Annotated in this window: 13 protein-coding genes, 2 tRNA genes, 3 rRNA genes and 1 pseudogene; 6 read left to right on the plus strand and 13 right to left on the minus strand. The window is 44.3% G+C overall.

The genetic code is table 11. From position 1 onward, the window contains the following. Positions 1 to 2 precede the first annotated feature (2 nt). From ADP71_RS11135 to ADP71_RS11145, 3 genes are all read left to right on the plus strand, one after another. Positions 3 to 551: a VOC family protein gene (locus tag ADP71_RS11135; protein ID WP_019959212.1), complete on the plus strand. Its 549-nt coding sequence runs from the start codon at positions 3 to 5 to the stop codon at positions 549 to 551. A 164-nt stretch (positions 552 to 715) separates the two neighbouring features. Further along, complete coding sequence (locus ADP71_RS11140; RefSeq protein ID WP_171461155.1) at positions 716 to 1,288, plus strand: DUF6036 family nucleotidyltransferase; 573 nt, start codon at positions 716 to 718, stop codon at positions 1,286 to 1,288. A 133-nt stretch (positions 1,289 to 1,421) separates the two neighbouring features. Beyond that, positions 1,422 to 3,311 carry a ribonuclease catalytic domain-containing protein gene (locus ADP71_RS11145; protein ID WP_019959214.1) on the plus strand — a complete coding sequence of 630 codons (1,890 nt, stop codon included), beginning with the start codon at positions 1,422 to 1,424 and terminating at the stop codon, positions 3,309 to 3,311. Positions 3,312 to 3,453: 142 nt separating this feature from the next. On the opposite strand, the gene rrf is transcribed toward ADP71_RS11145, so the two are convergent. The 7 genes from rrf to aroG form a co-directional block, all read right to left on the minus strand. Next, positions 3,454 to 3,567 (minus strand): 5S ribosomal RNA (gene rrf / locus ADP71_RS11150). 144 nt (positions 3,568 to 3,711) lie between these two features. Further along, positions 3,712 to 6,602, minus strand: a 23S ribosomal RNA gene (locus ADP71_RS11155). Positions 6,603 to 7,002: 400 nt separating this feature from the next. Beyond that, a tRNA-Ala gene (locus ADP71_RS11160) sits at positions 7,003 to 7,078 on the minus strand. A 34-nt stretch (positions 7,079 to 7,112) separates the two neighbouring features. After that, positions 7,113 to 7,189 (minus strand) — tRNA-Ile (locus ADP71_RS11165). Between the two features lie 74 nt (positions 7,190 to 7,263). Continuing rightward, positions 7,264 to 8,805 (minus strand): 16S ribosomal RNA (locus tag ADP71_RS11170). The 16S, 23S and 5S rRNA genes sit together here with 2 tRNA genes alongside, the layout of an rRNA operon. A gap of 437 nt (positions 8,806 to 9,242) precedes the next feature. After that, positions 9,243 to 9,674, minus strand: coding sequence for a GNAT family N-acetyltransferase (locus ADP71_RS11175; protein ID WP_216604009.1), 432 nt, complete (start codon positions 9,672 to 9,674; stop codon positions 9,243 to 9,245). A gap of 98 nt (positions 9,675 to 9,772) precedes the next feature. Then, positions 9,773 to 10,837 carry a 3-deoxy-7-phosphoheptulonate synthase AroG gene (aroG, locus tag ADP71_RS11180; RefSeq protein ID WP_269467703.1) on the minus strand — a complete coding sequence of 355 codons (1,065 nt, stop codon included), beginning with the start codon at positions 10,835 to 10,837 and terminating at the stop codon, positions 9,773 to 9,775. Between the two features lie 324 nt (positions 10,838 to 11,161). Between aroG and murU the strand changes: the two genes are divergently transcribed. Continuing rightward, positions 11,162 to 11,854, plus strand: coding sequence for an N-acetylmuramate alpha-1-phosphate uridylyltransferase MurU (murU, locus tag ADP71_RS11185; protein ID WP_019958618.1), 693 nt, complete (start codon positions 11,162 to 11,164; stop codon positions 11,852 to 11,854). Between the two features lie 73 nt (positions 11,855 to 11,927). Here murU and ADP71_RS11190 read toward each other — a convergent pair whose 3' ends face one another. The 3 genes and pseudogenes from ADP71_RS11190 to ADP71_RS13080 all read right to left on the minus strand — a co-directional run. Further along, positions 11,928 to 12,698, minus strand: a complete 771-nt coding sequence (locus ADP71_RS11190) for an MBL fold metallo-hydrolase (protein ID WP_019958617.1) — start codon at positions 12,696 to 12,698, stop codon at positions 11,928 to 11,930. A gap of 587 nt (positions 12,699 to 13,285) precedes the next feature. After that, positions 13,286 to 13,609, minus strand: coding sequence for an FKBP-type peptidyl-prolyl cis-trans isomerase (locus tag ADP71_RS11195; protein ID WP_019958616.1), 324 nt, complete (start codon positions 13,607 to 13,609; stop codon positions 13,286 to 13,288). 172 nt (positions 13,610 to 13,781) lie between these two features. Beyond that, positions 13,782 to 13,967 (minus strand): annotated as a pseudogene (locus tag ADP71_RS13080) (DUF2061 domain-containing protein); the annotation flags it as partial. A 121-nt stretch (positions 13,968 to 14,088) separates the two neighbouring features. Between ADP71_RS13080 and ADP71_RS11205 the strand changes: the two are divergent. Beyond that, positions 14,089 to 15,048: a D-2-hydroxyacid dehydrogenase gene (locus ADP71_RS11205; RefSeq protein ID WP_019958614.1), complete on the plus strand. Its 960-nt coding sequence runs from the start codon at positions 14,089 to 14,091 to the stop codon at positions 15,046 to 15,048. Positions 15,049 to 15,123: 75 nt separating this feature from the next. Here ADP71_RS11205 and ADP71_RS11210 read toward each other — a convergent pair whose 3' ends face one another. From ADP71_RS11210 to ADP71_RS11220, 3 genes are all read right to left on the minus strand, one after another. Further along, positions 15,124 to 15,606 carry a GNAT family N-acetyltransferase gene (locus ADP71_RS11210; RefSeq protein WP_216604010.1) on the minus strand — a complete coding sequence of 161 codons (483 nt, stop codon included), beginning with the start codon at positions 15,604 to 15,606 and terminating at the stop codon, positions 15,124 to 15,126. 17 nt (positions 15,607 to 15,623) lie between these two features. Continuing rightward, entirely contained in the window at positions 15,624 to 17,012 is a 1,389-nt protein-coding gene (locus ADP71_RS11215) for an NAD(P)/FAD-dependent oxidoreductase (RefSeq protein ID WP_171461157.1), read from the minus strand. Positions 17,013 to 17,139: 127 nt separating this feature from the next. Beyond that, entirely contained in the window at positions 17,140 to 18,609 is a 1,470-nt protein-coding gene (locus tag ADP71_RS11220; RefSeq protein ID WP_019958611.1) for an aldehyde dehydrogenase family protein, read from the minus strand. Positions 18,610 to 18,741: 132 nt separating this feature from the next. Between ADP71_RS11220 and ADP71_RS11225 the strand changes: the two genes are divergently transcribed. Next, positions 18,742 to 19,764, plus strand: coding sequence for an isopenicillin N synthase family dioxygenase (locus tag ADP71_RS11225; RefSeq protein WP_104932189.1), 1,023 nt, complete (start codon positions 18,742 to 18,744; stop codon positions 19,762 to 19,764). Positions 19,765 to 19,886: the final 122 nt, after the last annotated feature.

The following is a 19,886-nucleotide window of genomic DNA, read 5'->3' on the forward strand; positions in this document are numbered from 1 at the left end:
ACATGAATTTTCAAATTGAAAAAATCCACCATGTCGCATATCGCTGTAAAAATGCCAAACAAACTGCGGCTTGGTATAAAGAAATGTTGGGCATGGATTTTATCTTGGCATTTGCCGAAGACCACGTGCCATCGACCAAAGCATTTGATCCATATATGCACATTTTCTTAGATGCAGGCAATGGCAATGTTTTGGCTTTTTTTGAATTGCCGCATCAACCAGAAATGGGACGAGATGAAAACAGCCCCAAATGGGTACAACATTTGGCTTTGAAAGTGGCAGACCGCAATGCTTTAATCGCCGCCAAAGACCATTTAGAAAGCCATGGTATTGAAGTGTTGGGCATCACCAATCATGGTATTTTTCATTCGATTTATTTCTTTGATCCCAATGGTCATCGCTTAGAATTGACGTATGACGATGAAAAAGCAGCCGCAAAAATTGCCCAAATTACCGAGCAAATGAAGCAAGAAATGTTGGATGAATGGGATGCAACCAAACGTGCACCACACCATACCCAATTTTTACATGCTGAAGAGTTTGGCTCATAAAGATTGCCAATATCATCTCAAGCGTCCTGTAAACCTTACAGGATGCTTGATGTGTTGGCTATGGTCTGAACGACATAAAATACATTTTTAATACATCAACGTGGGAATTAATCAGATTTTTGCATGTCTTCCATTCATTTGCATCATATCGACCGACTATCATCATGATTCAAATTCTTGACAAGATTCATCAATCCGATGCTTTGTTTGTGGCACTCAAAAATTTTCTCAGCAAGATTGATCAAACCTTACCGCCCAACAAAAATGTAAAACTGTTTTTGTTTGGTGGCATGTTGGTATATTTGTACACAGGTTTAGAGCGCTCTTACTATATTGAAGGCGAATTCAATCAAAAAGTCTATATTCCAGATGGTTTAAATTGGCTCTACACCCATCACACAGGTCAAGAAAAACAAATTCGCTTCAATAAAAATGACAACAGTCGCTTTAATTTGCTTCACCAAAACTATTTACAGGACGCTCAAATTATTCCTTTTACGCATCTGAAACACATGCAAGTGTATGCTTTAAGCCCTGTTGATGTTTGTGTCAGTAAAATCGCCCGCCTTTCTTTAATCGATATCGAAGATATACAATTGTTGGTCAAAACAGGTCTTTGTAGTCCTCAAAGCATAGAGCAGCGTGCCAAAGAAGCATCCAGCGACTATATTGGCGATTTGAGTCAATTTCATACCAATCTTAATTTGGCCATCCACTATGCTCGCCTTGCCAAATAAACAGTATCAAGACTTTGCATCCAGATTTGATTAAAAACTCTTCGGTTTCCACACCACATCAATACGGCTACAACGCCTTTTCATGTAGAATGTTTGGTTACTTTTTACAGCTTAATAAGCACATCGCACAAACATGAATATTTTTTACGAAGAGTCTGGCCAATTCAAACTTGCTCACATCGTCCAAAAAAACGATACCACTTATCAAGTGGATACTCAGTTTGGCAAACGTACCAAGATCAAGACCAACAATGTGTTTTTAGAATTTGATGGCGATATGGCGCAATTCATGCAACAAGCCGAAGCCCATCGAGATGACATTGATACCGACTTATTATGGGAAGTTTGTGGCGATGCCGAATTAAGTGCAGAAGACATTGCAATCGATTATTTTGGCGGCAAACCCAGCAAATCACAATTGGCAGGTACTTATTTGGCTTTGTATGCCGCACCCGCTTATTTCTACAAAAAAGCCAAAGGCATTTTCAAAGCTGCACCTGAAGAAACTTTAAAACAAGCTTTGGCTGCCATTGAACGTAAGAAACAACAAGAAGCACAAATGGCAGCATGGTCGGAAAGCTTACAGGCCGGTCAATTGCCAGAAGCCATTGCTGCGGATATCAAAACCATTTTATACGCGCCTGACAAACAAACCCTAACTTACAAAGCTTTCCAACACGCTTGTGAGCAAAGCAAAAAAAATCCTTTGCAATTGGCGCAACATATTGGTGCGGTCACATCGATACCACAATATTTGCAAGATGGTTTTGAATTTGAATACTTCAAAAAAGGCACAGGTTTTCCAGACATGCCCGTGCCTGCCAATCCTCTCAACTTGCCTATTAACACCACCATCAAAGCGTTTTCCATTGATGATGCAGAAACCACCGAAGTGGATGATGCTTTGTCAGTACAACATTTGGAAAATGGTCATACCCGCATCGGTATTCATATTGCCGCCCCAAGCATTGCCATTCAAGCGGACGATGCCATGGAAAAAAATATTTTCCAACGCCTCTCGACAGTTTATTTTCCTGGCAACAAAATCACCATGCTGCCTGAAAATTGGGTACAAGCTTTTAGCCTAGACGAAGGCAAAACAGTCCCAGCTTTGAGCATTTATTTTGATGTTGATGAAGCATGGCAAGTAACTAGCCAAGAAACCGTTTTGGAACAAGTAGATATTCAAACCAATTTGCGTATTCAAAACATCGAACCTTTATTCAACCATGAACAAGGCACCGATTTAACCCACGACGACCAAGAAGCTTTCGCACACCACCATGACATGGTGTATTTGTTGCAATTGGCGATTGAATTGCAAAAACAACGCAATAAATACGATCCAACCCGCGCGAAACAATACGATTACAGCATTGTATTAAACGATGATGATACCGTTGCCATTTCTACGCGCGAACGTGGTTCTCCTATTGACACTTTGGTGTCTGAAATGATGATTTTGGCCAACAGTACTTGGGCAAAAATGTTGCACGAAAACGAATATGCGGGCATTTTCCGCGTACAACCTGCAGGTAAAGTGCGTTTTAGCACACAATCTGAAAGCCATATCGGCATGGGTGTTGAGCATTATGCATGGTGTACCTCGCCATTGCGTCGTGCCACAGATTATTTTAACCAACGCCAATTGCTCAGTATTATTTTACCCGAACAATTTACAGCTCGTTTTGCGATGCAATCGAGCGATGTGTTTGCTTTGATGCGCGATTTTGATACCACTTACGGTGCTTATGCAGATTTTCAGCGCAAAATGGAAAGTTATTGGAGCTTGGTATACATCCAGCAACAAGACATTCGCCATTTAAAAGCCACCGTTTTAAAAGAAGATTTGGTACGCATCGAAGGTTTACCATTGATGGGTCGTGCAATCGGCATTCCTGTTTGTATGCCACGTTCACGAGCATGGTTAAATATCACTGGTATTCAATTACCACAACAACATATCAGCTTGAATTTCAATAAATTCATTCACAGTCCCGAGGATGAAGTCCAACCTGTTTAATCAGATACTGAGCATCTAAAACCAACAAGCGTCCTGTAAAGTTTACAGGACGCTTGTTTATGTGAATGTGTATTATATTTAAAGCTATCTTTAAGAATGAATAAAGCCCTGATGCGTTTGCATCAGGGCTTTAGAATGGGGCGTTTGACGATGACCTACTTTCACATGGGTAATCCACACTATCATCGGCGCTAAGTCGTTTCACGGTCCTGTTCGGGATGGGAAGGCGTGGGACCAACTCGCTATGGTCGTCAAACATAAACTTTAAAATCAGAAAGCCGTCTGTATTACAGAGCTTTGAAATAGGGCTGTATTATACTGTCTATTTCAATCTTAATCAACTGGGTAATAATTGTATGCTTTATGTAGTAAGCATTATCATTGAAGTTCTTCAAATGATAGAGTCAAGCCTCACGAGCAATTAGTATGGGTTAGCTTCAAGCGTTACCGCTCTTCCACACCCCACCTATCAACGTCCTGGTCTCGAACGACTCTTTAGTGTGGTTAAACCACAAGGGAAATCTCATCTTCAGGCGAGTTTCACGCTTAGATGCTTTCAGCGTTTATCTCTTCCGAACTTAGCTACCCGGCTATGCCACTGGCGTGACAACCGGTACACCAGAGGTTCGTCCACTCCGGTCCTCTCGTACTAGGAGCAGCCCCCGTCAAATTTCCAACGCCCACTGCAGATAGGGACCAAACTGTCTCACGACGTTTTAAACCCAGCTCACGTACCACTTTAAATGGCGAACAGCCATACCCTTGGGACCGACTACAGCCCCAGGATGTGATGAGCCGACATCGAGGTGCCAAACTCCGCCGTCGATATGAACTCTTGGGCGGAATCAGCCTGTTATCCCCGGAGTACCTTTTATCCGTTGAGCGATGGCCCTTCCATACAGAACCACCGGATCACTATGTCCTGCTTTCGCACCTGCTCGACTTGTTGGTCTCGCAGTTAAGCTACCTTTTGCCATTGCACTATCAGTCCGATTTCCGACCGGACCTAGGTAACCTTCGAACTCCTCCGTTACTCTTTGGGAGGAGACCGCCCCAGTCAAACTGCCTACCATGCACGGTCCCCGATCCGGATAACGGACCTGGGTTAGAACCTCAAAGTCACCAGGGTGGTATTTCAAGGACGGCTCCACACAGACTAGCGTCTGTGCTTCAAAGCCTCCCACCTATCCTACACAAGTGACTTCAAAGTCCAATGCAAAGCTACAGTAAAGGTTCACGGGGTCTTTCCGTCTAGCAGCGGGTAGATTGCATCTTCACAACCATTTCAACTTCGCTGAGTCTCGGGAGGAGACAGTGTGGCCATCGTTACGCCATTCGTGCGGGTCGGAACTTACCCGACAAGGAATTTCGCTACCTTAGGACCGTTATAGTTACGGCCGCCGTTTACTGGGGCTTCGATCCGATGCTTGCACATCTTCAATTAACCTTCCAGCACCGGGCAGGCGTCACACCCTATACGTCCACTTTCGTGTTAGCAGAGTGCTGTGTTTTTAATAAACAGTCGCAGCCACCGATTCTCTGCGGCCTGGCGTTGCTTACGGAGTAAATCCTTCACAATACCAGGCATACCTTCTCCCGAAGTTACGGTATCAATTTGCCGAGTTCCTTCTCCCGAGTTCTCTCAAGCGCCTTAGAATTTTCATCCCACCCACCTGTGTCGGTTTGCGGTACGGTTCGATTTAAGCTGAAGCTTAGTGGCTTTTCCTGGAAGCGTGGTATCGGTCACTTCGGTTCCGTAGAACCTCGTTATCACTTCTCGGTGTTGAATGAATTCCCGGATTTGCCTAAGAATTCCACCTACTGGCTTGAACAAACTATTCCAACAGTTTGCTGACCTAACCTTCTCCGTCCCCACATCGCACTTAAATCAAGTACAGGAATATTAACCTGTTTCCCATCGACTACGCATCTCTGCCTCGCCTTAGGGGCCGACTCACCCTACGCCGATGAACGTTGCGTAGGAAACCTTGGGTTTTCGGCGAGGGGGCTTTTCACCCCCTTTATCGCTACTCATGTCAACATTCGCACTTCTGATACCTCCAGCAGACTTCACAATCCACCTTCGCAGGCCTACAGAACGCTCCCCTACCACATGCACTAAGTGCACATCCGCAGCTTCGGTTATAGATTTGAGCCCCGTTACATCTTCCGCGCAAGACGACTCGACTAGTGAGCTATTACGCTTTCTTTAAATGGTGGCTGCTTCTAAGCCAACATCCTAGCTGTCTGGGCCTTCTCACTTCGTTTACCACTTAATCTATCATTTGGGACCTTAGCTGGCGGTCTGGGTTGTTTCCCTCTTGACACCGGACGTTAGCACCCGATGTCTGTCTCCCGAGGAATCACTTCATGGTATTCTTAGTTTGCCATGGGTTGGTAAGTTGCAATAACCCCCTAGCCATAACAGTGCTTTACCCCCATGAGTGTACCTCGAGGCACTACCTAAATAGTTTTCGGGGAGAACCAGCTATCTCCAAGTTTGTTTAGCCTTTCACCCCTATCCACAGCTCATCCCCTAATTTTGCAACATTAGTGGGTTCGGACCTCCATTACCTGTTACGGCAACTTCATCCTGGCCATGGATAGATCACTTGGTTTCGGGTCTACGCCCAGCAACTAATCGCCCTATTAAGACTCGATTTCTCTACGGCTCCCCTATTCGGTTAACCTTGCTACTGAACGTAAGTCGTTGACCCATTATACAAAAGGTACGCAGTCACGGAACAAGTCCGCTCCCACTGTTTGTATGCATCAGGTTTCAGGTTCTATTTCACTCCCCTTCCGGGGTTCTTTTCGCCTTTCCCTCACGGTACTGGTTCACTATCGGTCGATGATGAGTATTTAGCCTTGGAGGATGGTCCCCCCATATTCAGACAGGATTTCTCGTGTCCCGCCCTACTTGTCGTTAGCTTAGTACCGCAGTTGAGATTTCGAATACGCGACTATCACGCACTATGGTCATACTTTCCAGAATGTTCTTCTATCTCGACTACTATCACTAACAGGCTTTTCCGCGTTCGCTCGCCACTACTTGCGGAATCTCGGTTGATTTCTTTTCCTCCGGGTACTTAGATGGTTCAGTTCTCCGGGTTTGCTCCAGTGACCTATGTATTCAGTCAAAGGTACCTAATAAATTAGGTGGGTTTCCCCATTCGGACATCGCGGGATCAAAGCTTTATTGCCAGCTCCCCCACGCTTTTCGCAGGCTTACACGTCCTTCGTCGCCTATCATCGCCAAGGCATCCACCTGATGCACTTATTCACTTGACTCTATCATTTCAAGAACCTCTGACTTTGCAGAATTAGACAGTTGACGTGTCTTCCTTCTGCTTGATTCTCTTCATGTTAAAGCTTACTACTTGGTTGTTACAATCAACGCCTTTTGAATTCGTTGATTGCAGATACAATCATCACCCAAATTTACTGTGTTATTTAAGCGGCCTGTAAAGGCTGTCTAAACAACAACATTGTCTTTTGTTTGTTGATTTCGGCTTTCTAATTTTTTAAAGATCGATGCGTCGCTTTTGTGTGTTTCGCTTTGTACTGCTTGTCCGCTAACACGCTTCGCAAATCAAAGAAGACTGAGAGTATATCATCTCTTTATTAAGAGTGAAATAAAAAACAGCGTCAGCTGTCAATCGTCTTTGATTTGCAAAGTATTTTAGTTCATTGGTGGAGGCAAACGGGATCGAACCGATGACCCCCTGCTTGCAAAGCAGGTGCTCTACCAACTGAGCTATGCCCCCAATGTTCCACAACCTTACTTGTTACCAAGTTTGATGGTGGGTCTGGGAGGACTTGAACCTCCGACCCCACGCTTATCAAGCGTGTGCTCTAACCAGCTGAGCTACAAACCCAGGTCGTTGCTACTTGCATCTTTATTTACAGTTTACCGATAAGTGTGAATGCGTTAAGCCTCTTCTATCTCTAGAAAGGAGGTGATCCAGCCGCAGGTTCCCCTACGGCTACCTTGTTACGACTTCACCCCAGTCATGAAGCATACCGTGGTAAGCGGACTCCTTACGGTTATCCTACCTACTTCTGGTATCCCCCACTCCCATGGTGTGACGGGCGGTGTGTACAAGACCCGGGAACGTATTCACCGCAGTATGCTGACCTGCGATTACTAGCGATTCCGACTTCACGCACTCGAGTTGCAGAGTGCGATCCGGACTACGATCGGCTTTATGAGATTGGCTCCACCTCGCGGCTTGGCTACCCTCTGTACCGACCATTGTATGACGTGTGAAGCCCTGGTCATAAGGGCCATGAGGACTTGACGTCATCCCCACCTTCCTCCGGTTTGTCACCGGCAGTCTCATTAGAGTGCTCAACTGAATGGTAGCAACTAATGACAAGGGTTGCGCTCGTTGCGGGACTTAACCCAACATCTCACGACACGAGCTGACGACAGCCATGCAGCACCTGTGTTACGGCTCCCGAAGGCACTCCTCCGTCTCTGGAGGATTCCGTACATGTCAAGACCAGGTAAGGTTCTTCGCGTTGCATCGAATTAATCCACATCATCCACCGCTTGTGCGGGTCCCCGTCAATTCCTTTGAGTTTTAATCTTGCGACCGTACTCCCCAGGCGGACAATTTCACGCGTTAGCTACGCTACCAAGAGCTTTTAATCTCCCAACAGCTAATTGTCATCGTTTAGGGCGTGGACTACCAGGGTATCTAATCCTGTTTGCTACCCACGCTTTCGAGCATGAGCGTCAGTGTTATCCCAGGGGGCTGCCTTCGCCATCGGTATTCCTCCACATCTCTACGCATTTCACTGCTACACGTGGAATTCTACCCCCCTCTGACACACTCTAGTTATCCAGTTTCAAATGCACGTCCCAAGTTGAGCTCGGGGCTTTCACACCTGACTTAAATAACCGCCTGCGCTCGCTTTACGCCCAGTAATTCCGATTAACGCTTGCACCCTACGTATTACCGCGGCTGCTGGCACGTAGTTAGCCGGTGCTTATTCTTTAGGTACCGTCATCACTCTTGGATATTAGCCAAAAGCTTTTCTTCCCTAACAAAAGTACTTTACAACCCGAAGGCCTTCTTCATACACGCGGCATTGCTGGATCAGGCTTGCGCCCATTGTCCAAAATTCCCCACTGCTGCCTCCCGTAGGAGTCTGGGCCGTGTCTCAGTCCCAGTGTGGCGGATCATCCTCTCAGACCCGCTACTGATCGTCGCCTTGGTAGGCTTTTACCCCACCAACTAGCTAATCAGACGTCGGCCGCTCAAATAACGCAAGGTCCGAAGATCCCCTGCTTTCCCCCGTAGGGCGTATGCGGTATTAGCCACTCTTTCGAGTAGTTATCCCCCATTACTTGGTACGTTCCGACGCATTACTCACCCGTTCGCCACTCGTCAGCAAGAAAGCAAGCTTTCTCCTGCTACCGTTCGACTTGCATGTGTAAAGCATGCCGCCAGCGTTCAATCTGAGCCAGGATCAAACTCTTATGTTTAATCTCTAAGCTTACTATTTAATTTCTGGTCTGCTTCTCAAAGAAAAAGAGCGAGAAATGATTAAAAATCATATCTTGTCTTTACTTCTTTAGCAGTGTGAGGCTCTTCGCACTCACACTTATCGGTAATCTGTTTTTTAAAGAGCTGTGCTGTGAAACTTGTGAAGCTGACCGTTTGGTCTGTTTCGTTTCTGTCTCAGCAGCGAAGAAATCGAATATTACAGAAACACCGAAAACCCGTCAACACCTAATTGTAAAAATATGGCTACAAAAACACAATGCTATTGAATTGAAAGAAAATTATATATTAATAAATTTCAAATTGATTTGAAAAACAAGCAAATTACAATATTAAAGCGTCCTGTAAGGTTTTACAGGACGCTTTAATATTAACAATGATGTGGTATTTCACTCCACTTCACTCATCTAAACTCAATTCAACGCTCATAAATATTGGCTACATTGATTTCCATGAACACTTCAGGTGCTTGCAACGGCTTAAATTCAAATTTGCTATATAAGCTATGTGCATCTTTGGTCGCCAATAAAAAACGGCGTAAACCTTGTAACTGAGGATGGCGCACAATCTCATTTAACAAAAACTGCGCCAGACCCTGTCCTTGCATCGACTCGACGATAAACACATCTGCCAAATATGCAAATGTGGCTTGATCGGTGATGACACGTGCAAAGCCGACTTGTTGTGTTTCATAAAACAACGCAAATGACAAAGAATGTTGTACCGCTTTTTGCATCACTGCAAATGGAATATTTTTTGCCCAATAAGTGTTACTTAATACTTCGTGCATCAACTGCCAATCAAACTCTTGCCAATCGGTTGAAACTCGCAGCTTGTTTTGCTCCATCATCTATTTTCCTGTCATTGCCATCATTAACAAATAAAGCGTCCTGTAAACGCTTACAGGACGCTTGTCATCATGCGCCATACTATAAAGATGAAAAGCCTTTAAGCTTGTTTGGCGGTATTGCGCTCTTTAATAGCAGCAGCCAATTCTTCCAAAATGATTTCGGTGTCATTCCAACCAATACATGCATCGGTAATGCTTTGACCGTAGCACAACTCTTGGCCTTCGACCAAATCTTGACGACCTGCAATCAAATGGCTTTCAATCATCACACCCATAATATTGTTTTCGCCTGCTTTGATTTGCGTCGCTACATCACGACCGACTTCCATTTGCAATTCGTATTTTTTGCGGCTGTTAGCGTGAGAACAATCGACCATCAATTTAGGCGTCACACCTGATTTGTTCAAATCAGCAACGGCATTGGCAATCGATTCGACATCGTAATTGGTATTTTTGCTGCCACCGCGTAAAATGACGTGACAATCAGGATTGCCAGCCGTGCGCACAATCGCCGAATGGCCGCTTTTGGTGACAGACAAAAAGTGATGCGGATTGCTTGCTGCACCAATGGCATCAATCGCAATTTTCAAATTGCCGTCTGTGCCGTTTTTGAAGCCCACAGGACAAGACAAACCAGACGCCAATTCACGATGCACTTGGCTTTCTGTCGTACGTGCGCCAATCGCGCCCCAGCTAATCAAATCAGCATAATATTGTGGCGTAATCATGTCTAAGAATTCGGTAGAAGCAGGCATGCCCATATTGTTCAACTGCAACAACAACTGACGCGCTTGGCGCAAACCATAATTGATGTCGAAAGAACCATCCAAATGCGGATCGTTAATCAAACCTTTCCAACCGATTGTGGTGCGTGGTTTTTCAAAATACACACGCATTACAATCACCAATTCGTTTTTGTATTTTTCTTTCAATGGCAACAAACGCTCAGCGTATTCTAAAGCCGCTTTGGTGTCATGAATCGAGCAAGGACCCACTACCACCAACAAACGCTGATCTTCACCATGAATCAAATTCGAGATTTCCACGCGGGTATCATGTACCAACGTGCTAGCAGGTTCAGTCAATGGCAGTTCATACAAATGTGCAATTGGTGGCAACAATTCTTTAATTTCTTTAATTTTAATGTCATCAGTATTTTTCATATTGCTATTCATGCCCAAACCCTGTTTTTAAAAAACTCTTAGTGATAGAGTTAGGCTAACGCCTTTAAACTTAAAAATCAAGCATTGTTTTACAAGATTATTGAAATATAATTTCAATATTGGCTTATTTTATCTATTTAATTAAAATTAAATGATTCAAAAAACCATTTTTTTATAAATTTATTTCCAAAAAATGAAAACTTCTTCATAGAAATGGCATGATAAGCACGTAAATTCGATTACAGGACGCTTGAGCCATAGTGTTGATTTTCAGCAATTTGGATTACACTTTCACTCTCTTTTTTCAAGTTGATGAAACCACTTATGAAAGCCATGATTTTGGCAGCAGGACGCGGCGAACGCATGCGCCCTTTGACCGACTCCACGCCCAAACCATTATTGCAAGTTGGTGCAGAACCTTTGATTGGTTGGCATTTGCGCCGCCTCAAACAAGCTGGCTTCAGCGATATTGTGATCAACCACGCATGGTTGGGGCAACAAATTGAAGATGTGCTACAAGATGGCAGCCAATATGGCTTGAACATTCAATATTCAGCCGAAGGCACGCAAGGCTTGGAAACTGCTGGCGGTATCGCAACGGCTTTGCCTTTATTGGGCGATGAACCGTTTTTGGTCATCAATGGCGATGTGTTGACCGACATTGATTTTGCCATTGCCAAAAATAAAATGGCACAAATCGATGGCAAGCAAACGTTGGCGCATCTTTGGTTGGTGCACAATCCCGACCACAATCCGAATGGCGATTTTGGTTTACAGGACGCTTATGTGGTGAGCCAAGCCACCAAACAATATACTTTCAGCGGTTGTGGCATTTATCATCCTGCTTTGTTTGCTCATACACCTATGCAGCAAGCAGCAAAATTAGCGCCTTTATTAAGAGCTGCCATGAACGAGCAACACATCACAGGCAACGTGCATCAAGGCTTGTGGTTAGACGTGGGTACGATAGAACGTTTGGAACAAGCACGCCAAATCATGGCGACAACATCTATATAGTTTTTTCAATGCCACAAAAAAATACAGGACGCTTCATAATAAGCGTCCTGTATTTGTTTTGTCTGAGTTCAGATTAAATCAGCGGTTTGAAATCATCTTGGGTAATCAAATCCACGCCACACTCTAATTCTTCAAACCAATCCAAGAAACGGTTGACCATTTCCTTGCCTTTGAACGAAGCACCATGCTGCGGCACAATCCATTCCACATCCAATTGGCGTATCATGTTGACCCAATAACGACAAGCGCGATTGCCACTCATATAACGCTTGTGGAAACCCAACATGCCATTGTGTTCCAAATGGTAGTCGAAGTCTTCAATCGGTTTGCCCGCAGTTTCCGCATCGACCAACGAAGCACCCACGTCACCTGAGAACAAAATTTTGCTGACAGGGTCATAAATGTGGAAATTGCCTACTGGATGCAAAAAGTGCGCAGGTAAAACCTGCAATGCCACACCATTCAAGTCTACAATCATGCCTTCTGCAGGAATGCTGGTCAAACGACCAACCGTCGCACCCTTCAAGCAAAAATGCGGAATGAAGCGTTCCCATTCTTTTGCAATCAACACATTGGCATCGGTAATCAACAACCAGCCATTAATCGACGCAATGATATCTGGGTCTGCGTGGGAAGCAAACACGTAACGGGTATGTGATGGCAAAAAATAATCCGAAATTTCTGCCAACAAATGTTTATAAGTTAAATTGCCACCGGGATCAAGCAACATGCCATCACCATTATTAACGATAGCAAACTGATTTGATTGTACGCCTTCACCTGATACCAAATCTGAAAATGCGACGCACTTGTGCGAACCGTCATCGTATAAAACTACTGCCATGATGTGACACTTCCCATTTATATTTAGTGTGGAACCCAATATATAGCACAAAGGCTATATTTAAGTCTGAATAAATTTAAGTTGCTTGATTTAAAGTAAAAAAATTTCACAAAAAATGGTGCTTTTTGCATGCATCATAAGTCAATATATATACTACTGTCATCATAAATATTTAATTAACTTATCATATATGCAATCAATCATATATCAAATTGATGATAGATTCATTTCATCCTGATGCATCATGGCATGTCTTATCATGATGGGTACTGACTCCATCCAAATAAGATACAAAAATTGAAGGTGGGAGGAATTTGACAATAAAAAGACTGTCATTTAGATACAATCAGGAGAACAGTTAGAAGCGGTTACGCGGCTTTCATGACTTTTAGAAGATGAACAACAACAAAGAAAAAAATGGAATGTGACAATGATGCATTTCAATTGCCGCATGAAGTTGAGAATGCCTTTGCTTGCTTCAAACATTTCAAAGGCATTACAACCAGATTGACTAAACATACCACTACAAAACGATATTGCGTTTAGCACGTATGTTCATTGAATGCGCCTCAGAATGAGGACACGTCCTAATATACTTTCAATAATTCCACTTCAAATACCAAAGTGGCATTGGCAGGAATAACACCACCCACTGCACGACTACCATAGCCTAATTCAGGTGGAATGGTCAGAGTGCGCTTGCCGCCAACTTTCATACCCACGATGCCTTGATCCCAACCCTTAATGACTTGGCCGACACCCAAAACTATGCTTAAAGGTTGTTTTCTGTCTACGCTAGAATCGAATTTGCTACCATCAGTCAAATAACCTGTGTAATGCACAGTAATTTCTTTACCTGCAACAGCTTCCGTACCTTCGCCTATCAACACATCTTCGATTTGCAAACCCATGTGTTCACTCCCAAACTCAAAAGAGTTTACTGTATCACACAATTTTTGCAGGCATGGGGTTGGGAGTATTATTTTTCACCGCCTCACCCGCTTCTTGTGCTCCTACAAACAATTGATGATGAACACAACAAGTGGCCGCTGTTTGATGGTCTGTGTGTTGTTGCGCCATATCTTGTTTCAAACGGCGCTTGCTTTCAAAACGCTGCCATGCTTTTTCATGGAAAAAGAATGCCACTGTATTCACAATAGGCTCTACCAATGCTACGGTACTTGAAATGGCGATGCTGCCAGTCAACAGATAAGCCACGCTGAACGCGACAGTAAAATGCAAAATGGCAAAGGTAAGGGTTTTAGTCATTTGTTTTTCCTAGAATTGTCGGTTAAGGAAGTAGTTAAATGATAATTCATATCACTTAGATTTGACTAATATTAATTTTCAAAATTCGATTAATTTTAACTATAAAGATACAAGGAGCGATATGAGCAGTCGTCACATTGTGGTTTTAGACCGTGGTACTTTAATGCCTTTGCCATGGCAATTTGATTTTGAACACACCCTCACCGAATACGACAGCAGCACCGATGAACAAGCGCTAGAACGTTGCCGTGATGCCCACATTGTCATCACCAACAAAGTCAAAGTCAGCCGCGACACCATCGCTGCTGCCAACCACTTGGAAATGATTGCCATTGCCGCCACAGGCTATGAACATGTGGACATTCAGGCCGCATCAGAACGTGGCATCACCGTTTCCAACATTCGTGCTTATGGCAATGATACGGTTGCCGAACATGCTTTCATGTTGATGATGGCTTTGATGCGCCAATTGCCCGCTTACCAACGTGATGTGGCAGCAGGTTTGTGGCAAAATTCACCGTATTTTTGTCATTTTGGTGCACCGATTCATGATATCAATGGCAAAACTTTGTTGATTTTTGGCAAAGGCGGCATCGGTTCGGCATTGGCACAACGTGCCGAAGCATTTGGCATGAAGGTGATTTATGGCGAACACAAACACGCGAACATTTGCCGTGAAGGTTATGTACCGTTTCAGGACGCTTTAAAACAAGCAGATGTGATTTCTTTGCATTGTCCATTGAATGCGCAAACTTACCATTTATTGGGCGAAGAAGAGTTGAAACAATTGAAAATGGGTTGTGTCATCATCAATGTCGGACGTGGCGGTTTGGTCGATGAAAAAGCGTTGATTGCCGCGTTGAAATATGGTGGTTTGGGCGGTGCAGGTTTTGATGTGATTACCAATGAGCCGCCTGTCGATGGCAATCCTTTGGTCAATACGCGTTTACCCAATTTGATTGTCACGCCACACATGGCTTGGGGCAGCCAAGAAGCGATGACGCGCTTGTTTAACATGTTGATAGACAACATCAATGCCCATACCAAAGGCGTACCGCAAAACCAAGTTTTACCAAAATAAATGTTTCACGTGAAACAAAAAACCAGCGTCCTGTTTATGTTTACAGGACGCTGGCTTTTCATTAATCAAGCATATTTACAACGTCTTAAGCATATAAATTTCACAAGCTGCACTGTGTCCCGTATTGCCCAAAGGCTCATTCACATATTCAAATCCCATACATTCGTACAAGGCAATAGCGGCCTGTAAATTGGCGGTGGTTTCTAAATAAAACTGCGTTTTGCCAATAGCACGACCCAACTCAAAACAGTGCTGCACAATCTGTTTTGCCAAACCTTGTCCACGTGTTTGCGGCAGAAAATACATTTTTTGAATTTCCAAAATCGAATCATCGCCTCGAAGCGGTGCCACGCCACCACCTCCAACGATTTGTTGATTATCATCGACCACAACCCAATACGCCGCTTGCGCTTGCGAATACACCGCATGCAAATCATCCAACACACTGTCACCAACTGCAAAACCCTTGTCCGCACCCAAACCATATTCAGCTGATACCGTTCGAATCACTGCAGCCATAGCCGCATTGTCTTGTTGTTCTATCAAACGCAATTGCATGATTGTTTCTCCAAATTTCATTCTAAACCACAAATTTGATATGCCGTATTGGCAAAAAACACCGATTTTTTCAGCTGTAAACGGTTTTCCACTTGGTCAGCCAAACCCAATAATTGGTACATCGATTGTATTCCCAACCAACGCCACGGCTCGCCCTCCCAAGTCGGACACACATAATCGTTCCATGGCAATGTCGTTAGCGCAGTGTGCTTGCCTAAGATTCGGTCTGTCATGGTACGAGCGGCCAAATGGGTCGGCGCCACGCCATTGCCACCAAAACCATAAATGAATCCCAAGCCTGTTTTATCATCGAAAGTCACCGATGCATTCCAATCGCGCGTCACACCAAGCGAGCCTTTCCATGCTGTATCGACTTGAAAATCTTGTCGTGGAAACAATTCTCGCAAACGCTGTAACAATTGTGCCGTGGTGACATGATCAAGTTCACCATCGCCCGCATCACGGCTGCCATATTGATATGGCGCACCACGCCCACCGAATAAAATCCGATAGTCAGCCGTTTTTTGTGCATACATATACACGTGCGCCATATCACCCAACAATTCATTGTTCTGCCAACCCACTCGTTCCCAAAACGATGCAGGCAACACTTGTGTCATGATGATAGAAGAATTCACCGGAATGACTTTACCGTCCTGTAACAATTGATCGGTATAGCCTTCGGTACAAGCAATGATATGTTGGGCTTTGACAGCTTGATGCGACAAATACACAGTATGAGTGCTCAAGTTTTGCACAGGCGTGTTTTCAAAAATATCTACACCCAAAGCGATGACTTTGCGCGCCAAACCCAACACCAATTTGGCAGGATGAATGCGTGCGCCATATTGGTAATGCGTTGCCGCTTGCATGATGTCTATATTGATATGTTGCTTGGCTGCATCAGCACCGAGCCATTGGATTTCATGCGGCAAAAATCCATGTGCCAATTCTTCAGCATGATAGTCTTGCAAACGTGATGCTTGCGCATCGCTGGTGGCAATGAACATCAAACCGCCTTGATGCAAATCGCAATCTATTTGCTCACGCTCACACACATTGGCCACTTCGGCAATGGTATCAATAATCTGTCGCTGCAAATGCACCACATCTTGCTTTGCCCAACGGGGATTTTTAAGCAAATTGCCAATCACAATCGGAATATTGGTCGATAACCAACCACCATTGCGGCCTGAAGCACCATAACCAATGTGCTTGGCCTCAAAAATGGCAATCTTCCATTCAGGCTGTGCTTGCTTCAAATAATAAGCCAACCACAAGCCCGAAAAACCTGCGCCCACAATCGCCACATCATATTCACTTTGCAAAATTGGCTGCGGAAATTCCAACATGTTTGCAGGCAAAGATTGCATCCAAAACGACAAATTTTGTGCATGATTTTTCATGAATTCCATTTCATAGCCATGGCAAACAATCATATTATGACAATGGCAGTCATTAAAAAAGCGTCCTGTAAACTTTACAGGCCGCTTGAAACATCATTTCATCTCTAATAAATGAAAAATAAAACGCTTAAATTGGGTAAGGACGTGGTTGGGTTTGAACAGTCACCCAATGCGTGCGAGTGAATTCATCCAAAATCCAATGACCGTTAAAGCGCCCCAAACCTGAGTTTTTCTCACCACCGAATGGTGCATGTGCTTGGTCATCGACAGAAATATCATTCACATGCGTCATACCCGCTTCGATGCCCAAAGCAAACTGTACACCGCGTTCGTGATTGCTGGTCACAACCGCACTGGACAAACCGTATTCGGTGTCATTCGCCAATTCCAAAGCATGCGCTTCGTCACGCGCTTTGATGACAGGTAAAACAGGACCGAAGCTTTCTTCTTTGGCCAAATCCGATTGAGGATCCACATTGATGAATACGTGTGGCGGCAACACATTGTTTTCAATCTCACCACCGACCACCAATTGCGCACCTTGCGCATGTGCTTTGGCGATGATGTTTTTCAAGCTGTCCAATTGTGATTGGTTGATGATAGGACCAACAAACGTTTCCATGCTGTCAGGATTACCATAACGAATGGTTTTCACTTTTTCAATCAATGCTGCCACAAATTCATCGTGGATTTTTTCGTCCACAATCACACGGTTGGTGCTCATGCAAATTTGACCTTGGTGTAAGAAGCGACCCATCACTGCGATGTCTACCGCTTGCTTGATATCGGCATCATCCAACACCACCAACGGCGCATTACCACCCAATTCCAAAGCCACACGCTTGATATAGCGACCACCTACTGCCAACGCGCCCACACGTTTACCCACATCGGTCGAGCCGGTGAACGAAACCATGCTTGGTGTTTTGTGCTCTACAAAATAATCGCCAATTTCACGACCTGAACCCACCACCACGTTCAAAACGCCTGCCGGCAAACCCGCTTCTTCAAAAATTTTCGCAAGCAACAAACCACCTGTCACTGGTGTGTCGCTCGCAGGCTTCAATACCACGCTGTTGCCACAAGCAATCGCTGTAATCACCGAGCGCATGCTCAAATGAAATGGGAAATTCCATGGGCTAATCACAGCGACCACACCCAAAGCTTGGCGGTAATAACGACTGTCTTGATTGGGAATATTAGAAGGTAACAATTCACCCACCATACGAGTAGGAAAGGTCGCTGCTTCCGCTGTAATGCCTTGCGCCGCACCCAATTCAATCATCGCTTTCAAACGAGTACTGCCCGATTCACGAATAATCCAATCGATGATTTCGCCAGCACGTTCTTGCAAAATTTGACCCACGCGATTCACCAAAGCGGTGCGTTCATTGTGCAAGGTTTGTTCCCAAGCTTTTTGAGCATTTTTGGCCGCTTGGTAAGCATCATTCACATCCTCTTGGTTCGCCAATTGAATGGTGTTAATCACTTCTTGTGTGTACGGATTGGTGTTATCGGCACGGCTTGCAGATGCACCATCACGCCATTGGCCATTGATATATTGTTGGTTGATATCTGCGTATGCTTGAGTGGTCATTTCTCTTCCTTCTAATCAATCACAAAAGATGTGGTTATTTTCATATGAACATGGGTTCTTTGTCGCCTTGCTCAAAGTAAAGCTATACTAAAACACACTTGAAACTTACCTGAATTGATGAAGACTGTCACCATGAAAAATACACTACCTGTTATAGATTTAAGTAAAGTGGATCATCCTGAAGAACGTGCGGCTTTTTATACCGAATTGCGCCAAACTGCCAGAAATATCGGCTTTTTTTATTTGGTCGGTCATGGTGTTAATCTTGCCCAAATCCGTCAAATGGAACAACAAGCTCGGGCTTTTTTCGACTTGCCACAAGCACAAAAAAATCGCTTGAACATGGTACATTCACCGCAATTTCGAGGTTATACCGGCAGCAAAGAAGAAATCACCCGCAATCAACCCGATCATCGCGAACAAATTGATTTAGGGGCAGAATTGCCAGTTTTGGAACATATTCCAGAAGACAAACCATGGTTACATTTACAAGGACCCAATTTGTGGCCAGATGCAACCGCTTTGCCTGAATTCAAATCAACGGTTTTGGATTATCAACACACTTTGCGCCAAGTAGCCATCAAGTTGCTACGGGCATTTTTGGTGGCGTTGGGGCAGCCTGAAAACGCTTTGGATGATTTGATTGCCGATCCTGCTGTGCATTTATTGAAATTGGTGCGTTACCCTGCTTCTGCTGCACAAGCCGATGCGCAAGGCGTTGGGGCGCACAAAGATACTGATATTTTAACCTTGTTGCTACAAGATGAAGTCGGTGGCTTACAAGTGCAAACCGATGAAGGTTGGATAGATGTTCCACCTTTACAGGACGCTTTTGTGATTAATATTGGTGAGATTTTAGAATTGGCAACCAATGGCTATTTGCGTGCAAATGTACATCGCGTAATCACGCCACAAGGACAGCAAGACCGTTATTCCATTGCTTACTTCTTGGCACCAAATCTGAACAGCCATGTGACTTTACTCAACTTATCCACAGAGTTAAAGCAATTGGCTCTTGGACCTGAGGCTGACCCGAATAATCCGATGCTACAACAATTGGGTGCCAACTCTTTCAAAAGCCGCTTGCGCTCACATAAAAATGTGGCTGACAAATATTATCCACAAACTTATCCACAAACACGCAATGCCTCTTAATACATTTACAGGACACTTATTGTGATGTGCATGCCATCAAAATCTGTGGATAAGTCTGTGGAAAACCTATCATCAAGCAGCATAATCGCCATGAAGGAATAGGTTAACATCTTGATTATCAA

The organism is Vitreoscilla sp. C1 (genome assembly GCF_002951955.2).
Taxonomy (GTDB): domain Bacteria; phylum Pseudomonadota; class Gammaproteobacteria; order Burkholderiales; family Neisseriaceae; genus Vitreoscilla; species Vitreoscilla stercoraria.